This window comes from Neobacillus sp. D3-1R (assembly GCF_052180215.1).
Lineage (GTDB): Bacteria > Bacillota > Bacilli > Bacillales > Cytobacillaceae > Pseudoneobacillus.
Window position 1 is genome coordinate 4312859 of the sequence record NZ_CP197471.1, and the last position, 17734, is coordinate 4330592.

At 40.4% G+C, this 17734-nt stretch carries 18 protein-coding genes; 9 read left to right on the plus strand and 9 right to left on the minus strand.

The genetic code is table 11. The features are described 5' to 3' along the window. Positions 1–86: 86 nt before the first annotated feature. The 6 genes from ACSBPO_RS21600 to mobA all read right to left on the minus strand — a co-directional run bounded on the left by ACSBPO_RS21600 (position 87) and on the right by mobA (position 5792). Positions 87–1106 carry a thiazole biosynthesis adenylyltransferase ThiF gene (locus tag ACSBPO_RS21600; protein ID WP_442597015.1) on the minus strand — a complete coding sequence of 340 codons (1020 nt, stop codon included), beginning with the start codon at positions 1104–1106 and terminating at the stop codon, positions 87–89. Positions 1107–1146: 40 nt separating this feature from the next. Continuing rightward, positions 1147–1380 (minus strand): molybdopterin converting factor subunit 1, encoded by a 234-nt coding sequence (gene moaD / locus ACSBPO_RS21605; protein WP_442597017.1) that lies wholly within the window; start codon positions 1378–1380, stop codon positions 1147–1149. Next, entirely contained in the window at positions 1373–1840 is a 468-nt protein-coding gene (locus ACSBPO_RS21610) for a molybdenum cofactor biosynthesis protein MoaE (protein WP_442597019.1), read from the minus strand. The genes moaD and ACSBPO_RS21610 overlap by 8 nt, the downstream gene beginning before the upstream one ends. Positions 1841–1931: 91 nt before the next feature. Beyond that, positions 1932–3854 carry a molybdopterin biosynthesis protein gene (locus ACSBPO_RS21615; protein WP_442597021.1) on the minus strand — a complete coding sequence of 641 codons (1923 nt, stop codon included), beginning with the start codon at positions 3852–3854 and terminating at the stop codon, positions 1932–1934. 12 nt (positions 3855–3866) lie between these two features. Beyond that, the gene (locus ACSBPO_RS21620; RefSeq protein WP_442597023.1) at positions 3867–5096 is read right to left on the minus strand and encodes a molybdopterin molybdotransferase MoeA; all 1230 of its coding nucleotides are present in this window, start codon (positions 5094–5096) and stop codon (positions 3867–3869) included. Between the two features lie 111 nt (positions 5097–5207). Then, positions 5208–5792, minus strand: a complete 585-nt coding sequence (mobA, locus tag ACSBPO_RS21625) for a molybdenum cofactor guanylyltransferase (RefSeq protein ID WP_442597025.1) — start codon at positions 5790–5792, stop codon at positions 5208–5210. A gap of 190 nt (positions 5793–5982) precedes the next feature. Between mobA and ACSBPO_RS21630 the strand changes: the two genes are divergently transcribed. Both ACSBPO_RS21630 and bshB2 read left to right on the plus strand, forming a co-directional pair. After that, positions 5983–6330: a YojF family protein gene (locus ACSBPO_RS21630; protein ID WP_442597027.1), complete on the plus strand. Its 348-nt coding sequence runs from the start codon at positions 5983–5985 to the stop codon at positions 6328–6330. Positions 6331–6354: 24 nt separating this feature from the next. Next, positions 6355–7020 (plus strand): bacillithiol biosynthesis deacetylase BshB2, encoded by a 666-nt coding sequence (bshB2, locus tag ACSBPO_RS21635; protein WP_442597029.1) that lies wholly within the window; start codon positions 6355–6357, stop codon positions 7018–7020. A 221-nt stretch (positions 7021–7241) separates the two neighbouring features. Here bshB2 and ACSBPO_RS21640 read toward each other — a convergent pair whose 3' ends face one another. After that, the gene (locus tag ACSBPO_RS21640; protein WP_442597031.1) at positions 7242–8213 is read right to left on the minus strand and encodes an NERD domain-containing protein; all 972 of its coding nucleotides are present in this window, start codon (positions 8211–8213) and stop codon (positions 7242–7244) included. A 393-nt stretch (positions 8214–8606) separates the two neighbouring features. Continuing rightward, positions 8607–9350 (minus strand): Crp/Fnr family transcriptional regulator, encoded by a 744-nt coding sequence (locus ACSBPO_RS21645; RefSeq protein ID WP_442597033.1) that lies wholly within the window; start codon positions 9348–9350, stop codon positions 8607–8609. A 246-nt stretch (positions 9351–9596) separates the two neighbouring features. Between ACSBPO_RS21645 and ACSBPO_RS21650 the strand changes: the two genes are divergently transcribed. From ACSBPO_RS21650 to ACSBPO_RS21680, 7 genes are all read left to right on the plus strand, one after another. After that, positions 9597–10043, plus strand: coding sequence for a cytochrome C (locus ACSBPO_RS21650; protein ID WP_442597035.1), 447 nt, complete (start codon positions 9597–9599; stop codon positions 10041–10043). Between the two features lie 44 nt (positions 10044–10087). Then, positions 10088–11959, plus strand: coding sequence for a Sec-dependent nitrous-oxide reductase (nosZ, locus tag ACSBPO_RS21655; protein WP_442597037.1), 1872 nt, complete (start codon positions 10088–10090; stop codon positions 11957–11959). Between the two features lie 275 nt (positions 11960–12234). Next, the gene (locus ACSBPO_RS21660) at positions 12235–12801 is read left to right on the plus strand and encodes a hypothetical protein (protein WP_442597039.1); all 567 of its coding nucleotides are present in this window, start codon (positions 12235–12237) and stop codon (positions 12799–12801) included. Then, positions 12798–14138, plus strand: coding sequence for a nitrous oxide reductase family maturation protein NosD (nosD, locus tag ACSBPO_RS21665; protein ID WP_442597041.1), 1341 nt, complete (start codon positions 12798–12800; stop codon positions 14136–14138). The genes ACSBPO_RS21660 and nosD overlap by 4 nt, the downstream gene beginning before the upstream one ends. After that, complete coding sequence (locus ACSBPO_RS21670; protein WP_442597043.1) at positions 14102–14899, plus strand: ABC transporter permease; 798 nt, start codon at positions 14102–14104, stop codon at positions 14897–14899. The genes nosD and ACSBPO_RS21670 overlap by 37 nt, the downstream gene beginning before the upstream one ends. Then, complete coding sequence (locus tag ACSBPO_RS21675; protein WP_442597044.1) at positions 14896–15573, plus strand: ABC transporter ATP-binding protein; 678 nt, start codon at positions 14896–14898, stop codon at positions 15571–15573. The genes ACSBPO_RS21670 and ACSBPO_RS21675 overlap by 4 nt, the downstream gene beginning before the upstream one ends. Further along, positions 15570–16472, plus strand: a complete 903-nt coding sequence (locus ACSBPO_RS21680; protein ID WP_442597046.1) for a FixH family protein — start codon at positions 15570–15572, stop codon at positions 16470–16472. The genes ACSBPO_RS21675 and ACSBPO_RS21680 overlap by 4 nt, the downstream gene beginning before the upstream one ends. A 183-nt stretch (positions 16473–16655) precedes the next feature. On the opposite strand, the gene ACSBPO_RS21685 is transcribed toward ACSBPO_RS21680, so the two are convergent. Then, positions 16656–17729 (minus strand): PQQ-dependent sugar dehydrogenase, encoded by a 1074-nt coding sequence (locus ACSBPO_RS21685; RefSeq protein ID WP_442597048.1) that lies wholly within the window; start codon positions 17727–17729, stop codon positions 16656–16658. Positions 17730–17734 lie beyond the last annotated feature (5 nt).

The window sequence follows — 17734 nt, forward strand, 5'->3', positions numbered from 1 at the left end:
CCCGTTTAGCAAAGCACATTAGATGCTAGATATAAAAAGTAAAACGAGGCAATCCCCGGAGATTGCCTCGCTTTTTTACTATGCCATTATCCTAAAATCTTCTGATATATGGTCTTGGCCTGTGTAAGGTCCTTCGTGCCATGAATGAGCGCGCGTCCATCCTGAAAAATAACGAGGCGGTTTTCTGCCCACTCTACTGATAGTAAATATGGATTTCCCTTTACCTCATACCCTAGTCTTTTTAATTGTTCAGCCAACTCACTCAAAACGAGCTGCTTTGGTTGGGGCGGTCGAATTTGAACCGTATCACGACCGCACAAGACGGTTGTTTTCGTTTGATTTTCTACCGCTAAGTATGGATAGGTTGGCGCTTCACCGCAGGAGAGGCAATGCTGCTTTTTCGCTCTCGACATTTTCATAGAGGTATACTGGTTTCGCCACATATCAAAGCTGACAAAGGATGTTCTTACTGCTTCCCAATCTTCTACTAATATCTTTAAAGCTTCCGCAGATTGTTGGGCGATGACCATTTGAACGGTTGGCCCAATAATGCCCCCTGTATCACAGGTCATACCTTGAATCGGAATCGATTGCAAAAGACAATTTAAACAAGGTGTTTTCCCCGGAATAATCGTAAAACTCATGCCAAAGCTCCCGACACAAGCTCCATAAATCCAAGGAATTTTATATTTCTGCGACAAATCGTTGATCATCATTCTTGTTTCAAAATTATCCGTCGCATCGATCATTAAATCGATATCTTGGATAAATTCTACTAGCATTTCGACGTTCGCGTCGCCTATAATCGGCCTAATATCAACAGAAGAGTCAATCGCTCTTAATCTTTTAAATGCCGCGGCTGCTTTGGGCAGCTTCTCTAAAACATCTTCTTCCGTGTAGAGCTGCTGTCTTTGAAGATTACTAGCTTCCACATAATCACGATCGATAATCGTTAATTTTCCAACTCCCGCACGAGTTAGAACTTCAGCATTCCCTGATCCAAGGGCTCCGGCACCAATTAATAGCACATGCTTTGAACGAATTTTTGCTTGTCCTTCTTTTCCAATCGGTGGAAAAAGTTCTTGTCTTGAATATCGGTCTTGCACTATTAGCCCTCCCCCTTGTTACAACTCAACCAATGCTATATCAACCACCGCTTACTGGCGGAATAAACGCAATTGTATCGCCTTCTTCAATGATATCCTCATCGGAAGCAAATTCTTCATTAATGGCCGTCATTACTGTATCTAATTTTTGAAAGCCAAATTTAGTGACGATTTCTTCCTTTAACTCAGCAACCGTTTTTCCAGCTGCCTCTATTTCTACGGATTCACTGCCGGCTACATCTCGCAGATGAGCAAAAAATAAAACCTTATTCATTCAGATCACCCTCCTCAGGCTTTCCACTTGGATAAGCAACAGTCTCTAATTGATTGCCAATCCATTCGTCCCCATCTTCCCAATGTTCCTTTTTCCAAATAGGAACAATTTCTTTAATTCTTTCAATCGCATATCGATTTGCCTCATAAGCATCTGCACGATGGGGTGTTGAAACAGCAATTACCACCGCGATATCGGTAATATCTAGCTTGCCAACTCGGTGTGTAATCGCCACCTTTGAGCCTTTCCAGCGTTCTTCGATTTCTGCGCCAATTTGAGCTAATTTTTTCACCGCCATAGATTCGTACGCTTCATAGACTAAATAGAGCGTCTTTTTTCCATGGGTTAACTCTCGAACCGTCCCAATAAAGGTTGTAATCGCTCCCGCTTCACGTTGAACGACCTTATCGATGACGGACTGTGTGTTAATCGGCTCTTTTGATATTTCAAATAGGTTCATGTGTTCACCCGTTTTCTAAAAAAATGATTTCTGTTACACTCGTCTGATGATCTTCATTAACATTGTGATATCAACTATGAGTATTAACCAATTATCCTATAAATCTCGGCTCAGCCTTTTCGACCACTGCATAGCCGCCAATTTTGTCGACTTCCTTTTTAAATTCCTCCGATTGAATCACGTCTAGTAAAAGCTGCCCTTGAGAGCTTTCATAAAATGATTTGGTCATCACTAAATCGTATTCTTCATCGGCTACTGGAATAAAGGTTAAATCCATTGCCTTCGCGGCTGGGAAAATTCCAAGTCCTACTGCATTATCACTGTTTTTCACTTCTGCTGCAACACTTAAATGCGAAAACATTTCCCGTGAATAGCCGGTAATATTGGTTGGAGTAAGCTGATTCTCTTTTAATAGTTTATCAAAAAGAACCCGTGTCCCTGCCCCTTTTTGACGGTTGACAAAATGAGCTCCTTTATCGGCAATATCCGTAACCGATTCAATAGCCAACGGATTTCCTTTTGGCAAGAACCAGCCTTGTTTTCTTTTTAAAAATGGATAAAGAACGATCTCTTGTCCTGCTAAAAAACGCTCCACATATGGTAAATTGTATTGATTGGTTTCAGGATCTAATAAATGGACACCCGCAATGTGGGCCTCCCCTTTTTTAATCGCCATTAATCCGGCCATACTACCAACATGGGAAGAGATAATTTTACTATGCAGATTCACCTTTTTCAGCTGAACGGACAGTAAATCGATGGTTAAATCATGACTGCCATTAAAAACGATGGCCTGGCTTATTTCCTCTACAGGCTTTAATAATTCCACTTGAACTAGTTCGCCTTGTTCATAACCGCTGTTTTCCGGCGGAATGACTAATAAACCATCTGCCCGAACAAGAGACATCGTCACACCCGCAGCTCTCGTCAATGGATTAGCCACATATTGCCCATCCACAAAGCCAATATTCATGCGCACAAAATCTTCCGCACCCATGGTAGATACAATCCTGCGACCGAGCTTCACTTCTAGAGTTTGTCTTTTCGGAACTGGAATTTGATAGTAATCGCAAATTAATGGTCGGATAAACCATTCCAACGCCATATAGGCTGAAACTGGGTATCCTGGGACTCCAACTACGATAGTCCCATTAATTTTTCCAAGAATAACAGGCTTACCGGGTCTTGTCGCTACACCATGTGTAAACACTTCACCCAATTCCTCGATAATATGAACAGTATAATCCTTTGACCCAGCCGAGGAACCAGCATTAATGACAACAATATCAGATTCCACCGTTGCTTTTAAAAGCGCTTCGCGAATTTTATCCGGCTCATCCTTTACAATCTCCGTTAAAAGCGGTTGTCCGCCCCAATCTAAAATATAACTTGCAAATACAGAACCATTAAATTCGATTAATTTACCAGCGGAAAGGTCTTCATGAGGCTGAACAAGTTCATTCCCAGTTGGAATAATCGTTATCACTGGTTTTTCCCAAACCGGAACCTTTAACACCTTCGAAGCTAATAAAGCCCCCATATCCACAGGTCTGATCGTGTGACCTTGTGGAAATAACATTTCCTCTTGAACAATATCCTCACCAATCGGACGGATATGTTGCCAAGGTGACGCAGGTTCGATAATTTCTAGTGTATTCTCATCTATTTCTTCTATATTTTCAATCATAATGACCGCATTATACGGACTTGGAACAGCATTCCCTGTATCCACATAGATAAAATCTTCATTTCGTTTTAGCTGAATCGGATTCTTCTCATGCGCCATATACGTCTTTTCCGCTTCAACAGCAATTCCATCCATCGCGGAAGCATGATAATGAGGCATAGACGTTTTCGCAAATATCGGCTCCGCTGTGATGCGGTTTAATGCTTCAACACTATCGACCCATTCCATTTTCCGCGTCGGCGCAAAGTGGGATAAAATTTCTTGAAGTGCCTCTTGGCGCGGCTTGTCTTGCAGATAGATTTTTCGTTTATATGTCGTTTGTATCATACTGTTCACACCTTATCGAAAGAGTCTAACCGAAACAAAATCTCCCTTTTGAACTCCTTCATTTTGCGAAGGAATCTCTATCAATCCTTCACTTTTCACAAGAGTAGAGATCAAACTGGATTTTCCGAAAATCGGCTCTGCATACCACTGTTCATTTTCTTGAAAAAGACGAACACGAATATAATCCGTTCTTCCCGGTGAAGAAGGAATATTCTTGGTGATCATCGCTTTTGCTAACTGTATATCTTGGCGGTTGTAGCCTTGCAATTCATCTAGTATGGACTTCCCAAATAATTGAAAGATCACCATAGCAGAGGCTGGATGACCTGGTAAACCAATAATCGGTTTTCCGTTTGCCATTGATAGAATCGTTGGTTTCCCTGGTTTTATCGATATACCATGGACAAAAACTCCAGGCTGCCCCAAAGATTCAATCACATCCACCGAGTAATCCTTTGTTCCAACAGAGCTGCCACCAGAAAGAATCAAACAATCTACTTTTTCAAGCAATGCTTTCGTTCTGTTGGAAAGCTCCTCTTCCTCATCATGAACAATTCCATCATGAATAAATTCATAGCCCCATTCCTGTACCATGGAACCGATGGTGATTCCATTCATATCGCGGATTTCCCCTAATGATGGCTCTGCCTTTTCAATCGGAACAATCTCATCACCAGTTGAAATATAACCAATCACTGGTTTTCGATAGACCCCCACTTCTAGAATTCCTTGAGCAGCGAGTGCTCCTAACTCCTGCGGACGCAATCTAGTACCCTTAGTTAGTAAAAGCTCCCCTTCTAGCAAATCTTCGCCAACGGAGATTACATTTTCCCCCGGTGCTACCTGTTTGAACACATTTAATAGACCAGTTAAATCCTCACAATGCTCCACCATTACTACAGCATCGCTGCCTTCGGGAATCATTCCACCCGTTGGTACATACATGGCCTCTCCACCAAGAACAGGACTTGGAGGCACTACTCCCATTTTCACTTCGCCTGTTACCGTTAAAAACCCAGGCATGTTTTCAGATGACCCAAAGGTATCGCTTGCCTGAACCGCATAGCCATCCACCGAGGAACGTCTAAAGTTCGGAACATTTTCTTTTACTACTATATCTTCAGCTAACACGAAATGAAGCGCTTCATAAAGCGACTTTCTCACTATTTCTAGGTTCGGTTTCACATATTCTTTTATTAATTGATGCGTTTCTTCGACTGTTTTGACTTGGAAAAATTTCATACGAACCTCTTCCTTTTTTAAAAGTAAGAAATTATATTTCTCATAAGGTTCTTTATTCTAGAAGAGTCTGGTTATATCCTGCCAAAATGTCATTTTCCCTCTTGGAACATGTTATTTAAATGGTTTGTATTGGACGGCCTTTTCATATTCTGATGGTTCATTCATATTAAATAACGTCATCGTATCAATTTTCAACTCATCCATGACTTTTAACCGTATTCTCTCAAAAAAAGATCGCATTCTTAACTGATTTTCATCTAGTGATTTTTGAATTTCCGGTAAGCAGCTTTTTCGATAGGCCGCGAAAAGGGGATGCATTCTTCCTTCCACATAAGGCACAGCTGCATCGTTTTGAGATAATTGTTCTAGCAATAATTGTGCTAATGTTTGCGAAATAAATGGCATGTCACACGCAACAAGTAAGTTTTTTTCTGTGCTCGATGCAAGCAGCCCCGCCTCTAATCCTGCTAGTGGCCCCATCCCTTTCCGCTTATCTGCTACAAGCGGCAGACCGAGAAACTCATATTCATCAAAATGATTGGTGACCACAATCAACTCACTCGTAATTGGCCTTATCTCTTCTATCACTTTTTCAATAACCGTTTTTTGGCCGATTTTTAAAAGAGCTTTATTGGTCCCCATTCGACTCGAATTTCCTCCAGCCAAAATAATTCCTGTTGCGATCACCGTTTTCACCCCGTTTTCCTTGTTTTGCCAATTATATCACTCCTTAACCATGATTGTAGATTCGGCTGCATGAGAATGAAAAAGTTTAAACTTTGAGTACACGAAATTTTGTTTGTGAAAAAATTATTGTTATAATTTATTGTGATTAGTAAATACGCTCATATAGACGAAATATCCCGTTAGAATAGGAGGGAAAAACGTGGAAATAGTGAACAAAGAGCTTGTACAAAAAGCAATCGACCAATTTTCAAACCAATCCGTTTATGTCCATTTGGAAACGACGAATGGCGCTTACGCTACCCACAACGATGAATCATTTTTCTCTTCTGGTGCTTATATTCGCAATGCACAAGTAGAGTTAGAATACGGAAAGATTACCGGCCCTGGACCGTACCGTGTCGGGATTAAAATTCCACTAGGCTGGATATATGCAGAAGGCATTACCCACTACACCGTTGACGAAAAAGGACGCCTCTTACTGGCGGGGCATGACTTTAAAGGGAAACTCGCTGTTGCCCTTGAAATCAGTCAAACCCCTTTTGAATAACCGATAGAAAGGAGTGCATCACCCATGGAAAAAGAAAAACAAGTGCTAGTGGTTTTTCCACACCCAGATGATGAAGCATTTGGTGTATCTGGAACCATCGCTACCTATATCAATAATGGGACCCCTTTAACCTACGCTTGCCTCACTTTAGGTGAAATGGGCAGAAATATGGGAAACCCTGTTTTCGCAAACCGTGAGACGTTACCGCATGTTCGAAAAAGAGAACTTCAGGAAGCGGCGGCTGCGATTGGAATTACCGATCTACGCATGATGGGCATTCGCGATAAAACCGTCGAATTCATCAAAGAAGACGAATTAGTTGGGATGATGTCCTCTTTATTAGAAGAGTTAAAGCCATCTCTTGTCATTACCTTCTACCCTGGCTACTCTGTACATCCGGACCATGAAGCCTGTGGGGCAGCAGTGGTAAAAGCGGTAGAATTACTGCAGGAAGAACAGCGTCCCAAGCTTCATTGCGTCGCTTTTGCTAAAGGCTGTGAGCAGGAGCTAGGAAAACCAGACATCATTAACCGAATTTCCGACGTTTTACCTCAGAAGCTCGCTTGCCTACGCGCACACCGCTCCCAAACGGAGCAAATGGCAGCTGAACTCGAGGAAAAACTCGAAAAAGGTGACGAACAAATCCTAAACTGGATCCAAAACGAACGCTTTTGGACCTATAAATTTTAAATAGGTGGCCCTGCGGTTTGCGCAGGGCTGCTTTTTTCCCAAAAAAAGGTAATATGAAGTTCACTAAAAATTTTATCTGACGCATTTCGTGATATATCTGACTGTTTTAGCGTTTTATCTGACTATTTCCCCAATATATCTTATTGAATCCTCATTATTACTAACTTTGTCACAACTTTTACAATATCTTACAACTGCACACTCTCCCCAAAAAAACAATTCTAGTATTTTAAGTGATAGACCCTCCCCTTATTAATGCCTGAAACTTCTCCATCCAACTCTTTTAACATTTTTGTTGCCATATATGGGTTTGGTATATGGAGAAACTCTCGGAATTCAGAATTTGTAATGGTAGGCTTATAAAGAAGTGCATAATCTTGAAGAGCTGGCAGGTGAGCATCTTTGAAGGCGCCCTTACAATTCGGGCAATGCCATTTCCCTCTATGATAGGTTAACGGAAGTGACTGACAGTCTGGGCATTGGACACCTGTTAATAGTTCTGACTTGGAAATATCATATTGTTGGAGAATTTCAGAGGTTAAAGGGGTATGATCTTTGATAAGGGCTTTACCTATTTTACGAATTTCCTTTTCGCTGATTACCTCTTTTTGGTAAAAATCTTCGAGTTTATCAATTTCCCAAGTTAGCCCAGAAATACTTTGGATTTTTTTCGCAAAAGGATGTCCCGGAGGTGTTAGGTGAAAAATAGTACTTGGATTGGTGATAATTATGAGGAAATCAATTGGGAATAGGGGGAGTTTGTGTTTTAGGAGCCACTCTCTTAATTGTTGTTGGTGGAATCTAGCTTGGGAAACAGGGTCGCCAAAACCTTCAGTAGTACCATCGTTATTTTTCCGAATAAGCTGATGGTTATCAAGGTCGAAATACAGGGTACCAGAAATGGTCTTCGCTTCAATAATAAGGGCGAACCTCGTCGTAAGTAATAATGTATCAATTTGAAAAAAAGTATCGCCATTTGGTAGACGAAGATCAGCAAGAATAAAATACTTATCGTGGTTCATGAGCTTTAATTTCTTATCTACTTCATTTTCTCCCCACCATCCCGCCTTCCGCCGATAGAGTTCTTTTTCTATCAAACTTCTTTTAGGATGATTCAGCGGTAATCTCCTTAATATTACCTCTAGTAACAGTATTTTGAGCGGAATTAACCTCTCTTTTAAAAACAAAGACATAAAGACAATCACCTCTTTTTTAGTTTTAGTAGAGTTTCCATAAAAAGTGGTCGCTTTCCTATCAGTAACTGCTTAAAAAAGTGACAATTTTACGACTTTCACACATTCAGTGTGTATTCGAAGTACAAATTACCTGGTGTTTTTAACTATGTTTTCATCTCTCCACTCTGTAAATTGATTTTTTTGCCGTGTTTCCGACTTTGTCACCGAGGTATCCGACTTTCTGGACAAGTTATCCGACTTTTTTAGCCAGTTATCCGTATAAATTAGGGATGTTTCCGACTTTGTCACAACTCTAGATAAAACTGTAAATTAATCACCCACCACCTCCCCGCCCCAAACAAAAAAAAGAGCAACCCCCCCAGGTCACTCTCCCATCCCCTAACTATCAAATCAATACCCCGGCTTAATCAACGCACAAAACAGGCACCAATCTAAAATAATAATCTTTCGTTCGCGTAAATCGATTAAACCGTCCTTCTTTAGCTTCGAAAACACTCTACTAATACTCTCGCGTGATACCCCTACCACGGTGGCAAATTCCTGGACATTCAATGGAATTTCAATATTGTGGCGTGTATATCCTTCGCCCCTAAATTTCTCTGCCAGCTTTTCCAATGTTCGGACCGTTTTGGTATACACGTCCAACAAGGCAATGTCCCTTAACGTAGAAGTGAAATCCTGCAGCTGCTCGCTCATATAACGAATCATCTCAATCGCCAGTTCCGGTTGGCTTAATAGTTCATTTTCTAATTCTCTTTTGTTTAAAAAAACAATTTCCCCGTCTTCAAGCATGACGGCGGTCGCAGGATAACAGTTATTCTTTTGATTGAACAAGCAAGCCTCTGCAAAAATATCGCCACGCTTTTTAATACAGACGATAATTTCATTTCCATGTTCATTTTGTTTTGTTAACTTTACGGAACCAGCTAAGATGAAAAAGACTCCTTCTGCCTTCGATTCTTCTACAATAATCCGCTGGCCTTTTTTATATTCAAACCGTTGTGTCCTCTTGACGATTCCAGCCAAAACACTAGTTGGCAAGTTCTTAAAAATCTCGATCTTTCTCATAAAAGGCTCCATTTCTGCAAATGGAATCATTGATAAATGCGGACTAATGCGCTCTAACTGACCCATATCTCCACCTCCGTTACTGATACCCTTATAAAAATAGTAACGGACATCTTTCAATTATGTAGTGATATTGTTCACAAAATATACAAATAAAGCTAAATCCCCCAAAAAATTAGCTCTTCACAGTTTCTTCACAGAAGGCACACAGAATCTTCACAAACACCTCCACAAACGTGACAATAATCACATTTTCTCAACCCCTCTACCCATTAGGATAATAGTGTAATTCTAATTACAGGAGGGAAAAAAGTGCAAAAGGCGATTATTCAATTTGTCATCAGTGCATTGTTGGGGTTAGGCCTAGGATATATCGGCTTTGAAGTAATTGGCGGTCAATCTAGCAATGACCAAAAGGTAGCTTCACCCGATACAACACAAGCCACCGAAAACGAAGCTGAATCTGAAAATAAAGACACCGAAGAAGCAACAGAGGTTTCTACCGATGGCGGAATCTTAGCGGCAAAAGGCTGCTTACAGTGCCACTCTGTTGGAGCCTTAAATATTAAAGGTGGTGCCGTAGGTCCTGACCTCTCTCAAGCGTTTAACAACGTAGAAGGTAAACATGGTAAGCCAATCAACGAATTTTTAAAGCAACCAACATCCGCTGTAATGTCAGGTGTTATTGGTGGTAACCCACTGACTGATGATGAAATCACTCAAGTGTTGGACCTATTAAAAGAAGCTGCATCTAAGTAACCCTATTTTTACCATAAAAAATTAATGAAGGTGGTGCTTGTTTAATGAAGAAATGGATTCCTGCAGCATCCGGTTTAGTGGCCGGGCTAATGGCAGCAACCGTATTCTTCGCAGATTTCTCCCCAGGACCAAAAGGTGAGGCTGCAAAGGATAACTCGAACAAAAGCAATGCAGAAAAGGTGTATGTGCCATTCGGCGAAAAAGATGACTATTATTTATTTGCATCAGGCGGTCACTCAGGTCAAATGTTCATTTACGGTGTTCCGTCCATGCGTCACATTCGAACCATTCCAGTATTTTCACCAGACTCCGCAACGGGGTACGGATTTGATAAACACTCGAAAGAAATGATGGGTGATTATACATGGGGTGACCTTCACCATCCTGCTTTTTCAGAAACAAATGGTGATTATGATGGTAAGTACATGTTTGCAACGGATGTAGGGAATAGCCGTGCAGCCGTGATGAATTTAGAAACATTTACAACACGTGACATTATTAGAGTACCAAACACAAGCGGTCCACACTGTGCTGCATTCGTTACACAGAATACTGAGTACATGTTCTTACCAACACGCTTTGCGGTACCAGTTGGCCAAGAATATGCACCTTTAGATGACTATAGCAGCAAGTATCGTGGCGTTATGTCTGCGGTTACTTTTGATGAAAAGACAGAAAAGCTAAGTATTGCCTATCAAGTGGCACTTCCACCTTGGTCCTATGACTTATCTGATGCTGGTAAAAAGATGTCTGGTGACTGGGCTGTCATGACAACTTACAACACAGAAGAAGCGACAACAAACCTAGAAATCAACGCATCACAAGCTGACCGTGACTTTATCGTTCTTTTCAACTGGAAAGAGCTTGAGAAAATGGTTGCAGATGGTAAGTACGACACTGTAACTGGCCAAAAAATGATTTTCCCTGAAAAGCAAAAAGGTGGAATTTACTTAGTACCAGTTGCAAAATCACCACACGGTGTAGACGTAACTCCAGATGGAACACGCTTCATCGCTTCCGGAAAACTAGCACCAACAATGACGGTCTTCTCTTTTGAAAAAGCCTTCAAAGCGGTTGAAAACAAAGATTTCGCGGGCGAACGTAATGGGATTCCAATCTTAAAGTATGAATCTGTTATGGAAAGAGAAGTTAACCCTGAAAATGCCCTTGGGCCTCTTCATACACAGTTTGATGAAAAAGGTATGGCCTATACAACGATGTTCATTTCATCCGAAATTGTCAAATGGGATCCGAACACAGGTGAAACATTAGACCGTGTGCCTGTTCAATATTCACCAGGTCACTCTGTAGCAGCTGAAGGCGACACTGTTGCTCCAGATGGTAAATGGTTAGTGGCATTAAACAAAATTGCGAAAGATAGCTATTTATCTGTAGGCCCTTCTCATCCAGAATCTATGCAATTAATTGATATCAGCGGAAAAATGGAAGTCGTTCAATCTGCTCCAGTTAACCCAGAGCCACACTATGCGCAAATGATTAAGGCTGACAAAATTAAGACGATTACCGTTTATCCAAAAGATGAAAAGAATCCAGACGCTGTATACAAACAGGATGATACAAAAATTGTTCGTAAAGGCAATGAGGTTCACGTTTACGGTATTGCGATGCGTTCAAAATTCATCTTTGATGCAAAAGCAAAACGTCCAGATACCATTGAAGTTAATGAAGGAGATAAAGTATTCATTCACTTAACCAATATTGACTTTGACCAGGATATTACCCATGGATTTGCTATCAATGGTTACAACCTAAACATGGAGGTTCAACCAGGTCAAACCAATACCCTTGAATTTACAGCAAATAAAGTTGGTACCTACCCGCTATACTGTACAAATTTCTGTTCAGCATTACACCAAGAAATGACAGGCTACTTCCTAGTTAAGCCTAAAAAATAAAAAAAGGTGGTGGGTATCATTTCGAACGATACCCCCCTTCCTTTTTGAATAGTTACTAACCTATACAAATTGTTTAGGTAGTTATTAAGGTTGAAAAAGAAAGTTCTTTTTCTTATAGCTTCAGCCTTAAGTCACAACTATAACCTATTTACCTTGATTAATCGTTTAGTTAGTAATCTAGGTATAAGAAAAAAACTTAGTGCCGCCGCCAACCTGACGACACGAACATTTAGACAGCGTGACATTGGTCCACTGTTCGGAAAGGTGTGGTTATTTTGAATGATAAAAAATTATCGGTTACATCTAGTATTCTAATCTTGATTGCAGCAGGTTTAATTGTCGCAAGTTTATTTTTTCCTTGGTGGGCGATGAAATTTATTGCACCCCAATATCCTGAAGGTTTAAACATCATTGTTTTTCCTGATCATTTAGAAGGTCAAATTGATATCGTGAATGGTTTAAACCATTACATTGGGATGGCCAATTTCAGTGAAGAAAACTTTCCAGAGTTAAACTATTTGAACTATCTTATCGGAGGTTTAGCTGCGATTACGGCTATTACCGCCATTTTACGAAAAAAAAGCATCTTATATGGATTAATTGGTTTATTTGTGTTAGGTGGAGCTCTTGGCGTATATGATCTGCATCGATGGTTAAAAAATTTCGGTACGAACTTAAGCCCACAAGCTCCAATTAAAATTGACCCATTTATACCACCGATTATCGGAGAAAATACGTTAGCCAATTTTGTGACCTATAGTACCGTGGAAATGGGTGCCTTTCTGGTCATTGCTGCTTTTGTTTTACTATTAATTCCGTTATGGAAGGATCGAAAAAAATGAAACATGTGAAGCTCTTCCTTTTCATCGTCCCTTTTATCATCATGTTTTTTCCATCAACGAGCCATGCTGCCAGCGAGCTTCAAGAAAAAATTAATACTTTAAAAGCAGGGGACATATTAAAGCTGGAGAGCAGAACGTATGAAGGAAATATCACGATTGATAAACCGATTGAAATCATAGGCACTGATAAGACGATTATTAAAGGCGACAAAACTGGGAATGTTATCTCAATTACAGCACCAGGTGTGAAAATTAGCCACTTAACTGTCATTGACAGCTCTATGAATCGGAATTCCCCCGAAGAATTCGCGGCGATTAAAGTTCACTCGAATGGAAACACCATCGAGCACATCATTGTCCGCGATTCCTTCCATGGAATTTATTTAAGCCAGGCGCATCATAATACGATCCGCTACACCGACATTAAAGGAATGGGTAAAGGTGAAATTGCTGCCCAGGGGAACGGATTTCACATCTATTATGCCAATGACAATGTACTAGAAAATAACAATATTGAAGGCACGAGAGATGGCATGTTTTTTGATTACGGAGATGGAAATACGGCCATTGACAACACCATCTCGAAGACTAGATATGGACTGCATTATATGTACTCCAATGACAACCACTTTATTGGCAACACGTTTACGATGAATACAGGCGGAGCAGCCATTATGAATTCGAACTCTATTACGTTAAAAAATAATAAATTCCTATTTAATTACGGCCATCGCTCCTTTGGATTATTATTGCTATCAGCTAATGATATTACCGTTGAAAATAATACCTTTTATTTAAATCAAAGAGGTTTATATATTGATCAATCTACTGGCAACAGCATTAAAAATAATCAAATTATCCAAAACCAAATTGGTATTGAGCTTTGGGCAAGCTCCAACCAACAGATTTTTACAGGAAATAGCATTACTGAAAACACCATCCCTGCAGTGGCCTTAGGTGGTCAAGGGCAAAACACTTGGAGTGAAAAGGGTCGCGGAAATGACTGGGGCAGCTCCTTTCCACTAACAGATTTAAACCAAGACGGCTTAGGCGACTTTTCGGTAACCTACCGCTCTTCCCTTTATCAATTGATTGAGGACCAAGAGCTCACCTATTTTTTCTTAAAAAGCCCTGCTATCAAAATCTATGAAAAAATGAATGAATTTTTAAATGAAGATAAGGTCATGTTTGAAGATCCGCATCCTCTTATGGGCTCTAGTGAGAATCATCATCGTTTAGGGTTATATGGATTTGTCGGTTTCATTCTTATCTTGATTTTATACAAAGGGAGACATTGGCTATGTACTACATTCAGAAGGAATGGAAGGAAAATATAAGAGGCAAAGGGCTTTGGTTAGCAAGCGGCATCATTATCCTTTTATCCATCAGCATGATGTTCAAATCCTCTGTTCTTTCCGTGGATCAAGGCTTTTACTTTTTACTATTACATCTATTTGATAGTCTCGTTTATTTTATTCCCGTGTTAAGTCTGTTCCTTGGAGCCTTCTCTATTTTCCAGGAAAAAGAGCAGAAAACACTCATCATGCTTTTAACAAAACGAGAGACCTTTGCTAGTTTTTTATGGAAAAAATCAATCAGTATTTGGGTGACCTTACTTGTGCCCATTCTAGTTTGGTTTTTCATCTATCTTGTCCCACTAAAGTTCTTATTGATTATCGATTTCAAAAGCTATCTATACTTTCTCGTCGCATTAAGTACGATCATTATCATCTTCCTGCAGCTTGGTGCGCTCATCGGCAGCATTAGCCGGTCACGAATGCAGATTGTTGGTTTAACCGTTTTTGTCTGGTTCTACTTTTTCTTTTTACATGACTTTATGATGCTATCGTTTTTAGAAAAAGTGACCTATGAAAATGTAAAGATATTTTCGTTCTTTTACTTTTTAAATCCGTTTCAGGCGGCTCGAGTCTATTTGGAAGGCGGGATCGGCGTCCTATCCGTGGGCCATATGTCCAAACTACTGCAAACCTTCCTTTGGACAAAGCCATCCATCTTTCTAGGTGGCAGTCTTGTCTTTTGGGTGGTTATCTCTTATTTACTATCAGTGCTTTTCCATCGTAAGGAGGGTGTCGAATGATTCACATACAAAATCTTACTCAAGTCTTTGGAAAAAAAGTGGTCTTAGATGATGTCCAGTTAGAGATCGGCACCAATGAGGTTTGTGCCCTAGTCGGTCGAAATGGTGCCGGGAAATCGACTCTTTTAAATAGTTTACTTGGGTTAATCCCTGCTAAATCTGGAACGATTACCATCCACGGCGTGAAACAAAAAAGTGGAAAAGAAATCTGGAAAAGTGGGATTGCCTACCTGCCGGAAAAGTTCACTCTTTACCCAACTCTGACCGGCTATGAAAATATCGCTTTTTTTGCCAAAGCGACCACAAAACAACTTGATGAAGCAAAAATAGAAGGAGTGTTGAAATCCGTTCGCCTATGGGAGGATCGTGATCTTCCGATTAAAAAGTATTCCAAAGGGATGCTGCAACGTTTAGGTCTAGCGATCACTCTCTATCAAGATGCCAAAATCTTAATTTTAGACGAACCAACCAGTGGCATTGACCCAATTGGCCGTATTGAAATACTTGAAGTATTAAAAACCTTAAAAAATAAAACGATCCTGCTATCGTCCCACCATTTGGATGAAATTAAGCAGGTCTGCACGCATGTTGCCTTTTTAGAGAATGGAAAAATAGAAAAATATACCGTTGGGCAATTTTTAAAAATTCAACGACTTGGAGAGATGGAAGCATGAAAAAATGGCTAATGTTCAGTATCATCGCCGTATTTGCCTTGTTAGCAGGCTGCAGCAACACTCAAAATATCGATATAGAGGTAACGAAACCACTTACTTTTTCAAGCGAAAAAGAAATGCCGTTTGAAATTAACATTACCGAGGATGGAAAGGCTGTAAAAGGGCTCGACATTAGCGCCTCCTTATCCATGGTTGATATGGACCACGGAACCTTTGATGTTCAGTTTGAAGAACAAAAAGCAGGAACATATGCAACTACAACTAAATTGTCGATGGCTGGAAACTGGGAAGCCGTTTTTACCGTTGAAAGAGACGGTAAAACGTTTGAAAAAGTGGTGCAATACAAAGTGGAAAAAAGTAAAGGGGTAGCGACAGTTAATGGAGAAGTGATCACATCCGAGGATATCGAGTTTTACAGTTTCATCAATAAGCTTCATATCGCCATCAGCCGCTCCCTTGACGAACAAAAGCTTAGCGGTAAAGAATTAGAAGAAGCTCAAGCTTACTGGGATACCCAAGAAAAAATGAACGAAAATCAAAACCAATTATTAACGCAAATAATCCGACTTCGCGCCATGGCCATATTAGGGGAAGAAAAAGGACATAAAGCAACTCCTGAAGAAGTCAAAACAGCTATTGAAACAGTCCGACAACAATATGCTGGACATGAAATTGCTGGTAAGATGATTAAAGAATTCGGTGAAGACAAGTTTTGGAGCATTGAAGAAAAACAATATCAGATGATTGTTCTCTCTCAAAAAGTCCAACAAGATCTCATCGCGAAGGTTAAAAAAGAAAATCCAAAGGTAAATGATCAAGAAATCAATTATTTAGCGCAAAAAGAATACGAGGATCTGCTAGTTTCACAGGTTAACTCGTTGAAAATTGAGATCTTTTAAAGTGTAAATTGGTGGGTGCTACTTTTATCTGACTGTTTTTGCGATATATCTGACTGTTTCACGGTTTTATCTGACCGTTTTCACAATATATCTGACTAAAACTCGATTATTACTAACTTTGTCACACATTTTCAAAAATTTACCACATTTAAAAAGGCTTGGGTCCACAAAACCCAAGCCTTTTTACTGCAACTCACTTAACCGTATCTGATACAGCTTATCGTCACCTTGTAAAGGTCTGCCTCGCCCATCCGTATTATTACTCACAAAATAAAGAAACTCTCCATCGATCATGACATCACGAATTCGGCCAAGTCCGGTAATTAAGGCACGAGTCGTTTTCGTAGCTATATCAACCTCTTGAAGCGCTTGCCCTCTTAAAGTAGCTACATACAATTTTCCATCGTGATAAGCAATGCCCGATGGTGCCCAGGTCACTTCTCCTGTTTGAAAAATCGGTGTGACGAGCCCCTGCTCTTTTTCATATCCTTGAATAATCGGCCAGCCGTAATTCGCCCCAGCCTGTATCTGATTAATTTCATCGTGTGCCGATTGCCCGTGCTCACTTTCGTATAAAGTCGTCCCCGCTTCATCCCATGCCAGTCCTTGTGGATTGCGATGCCCAAAACTATAGACATAGGAATTCGCAAAAGGATTATCCCTTGGAATCGAACCGTCCAGATTCATTCGTAAAATTTTTCCGGCGAGTGTATTCAAATTCTGAGCGTTTTCAGGGTTTGTGGCATCCCCTGCTGTGATATAAAGCTTTCCATCTGGACCAATCTTCAATCGTCCGCCGTGATGGTATGCTCCACTCGGAATTCCATCTAAAAGAATTTGAGTTTCATTCCAAACGTTACCCGCTAGCGTTAGGAGAACCACTCGATTCAATGGCCCGCCATTTCCTTCATACGTGTAATAAGCATAGGCTTGCTTATTTTCCTTGAAATTTGGATGCAGCACAAAGCCTAGTAAACCCGCTTCAGCCACCTTTGACAATGATCTGCTTACATTCACCTTTTGCCTTGTTAGCTGACCGTTTTCTAATTTTACAATCGAACCTGGACGTTCACTTATATAAAAAGTGGAACCTATTTTTTGAATGGACCATGGGGTTTGAAGATTTTCAGCTAAAATAGTTGGTGCTGCTTGAGTTAATGCGACATCCATGTCCTCATCCAAATGAGGTTGCGGATGATTGGAACAAGCCACTAACATAAACAACATCACTATGTAGAAAACAACAAACCTTGCCATCGGCC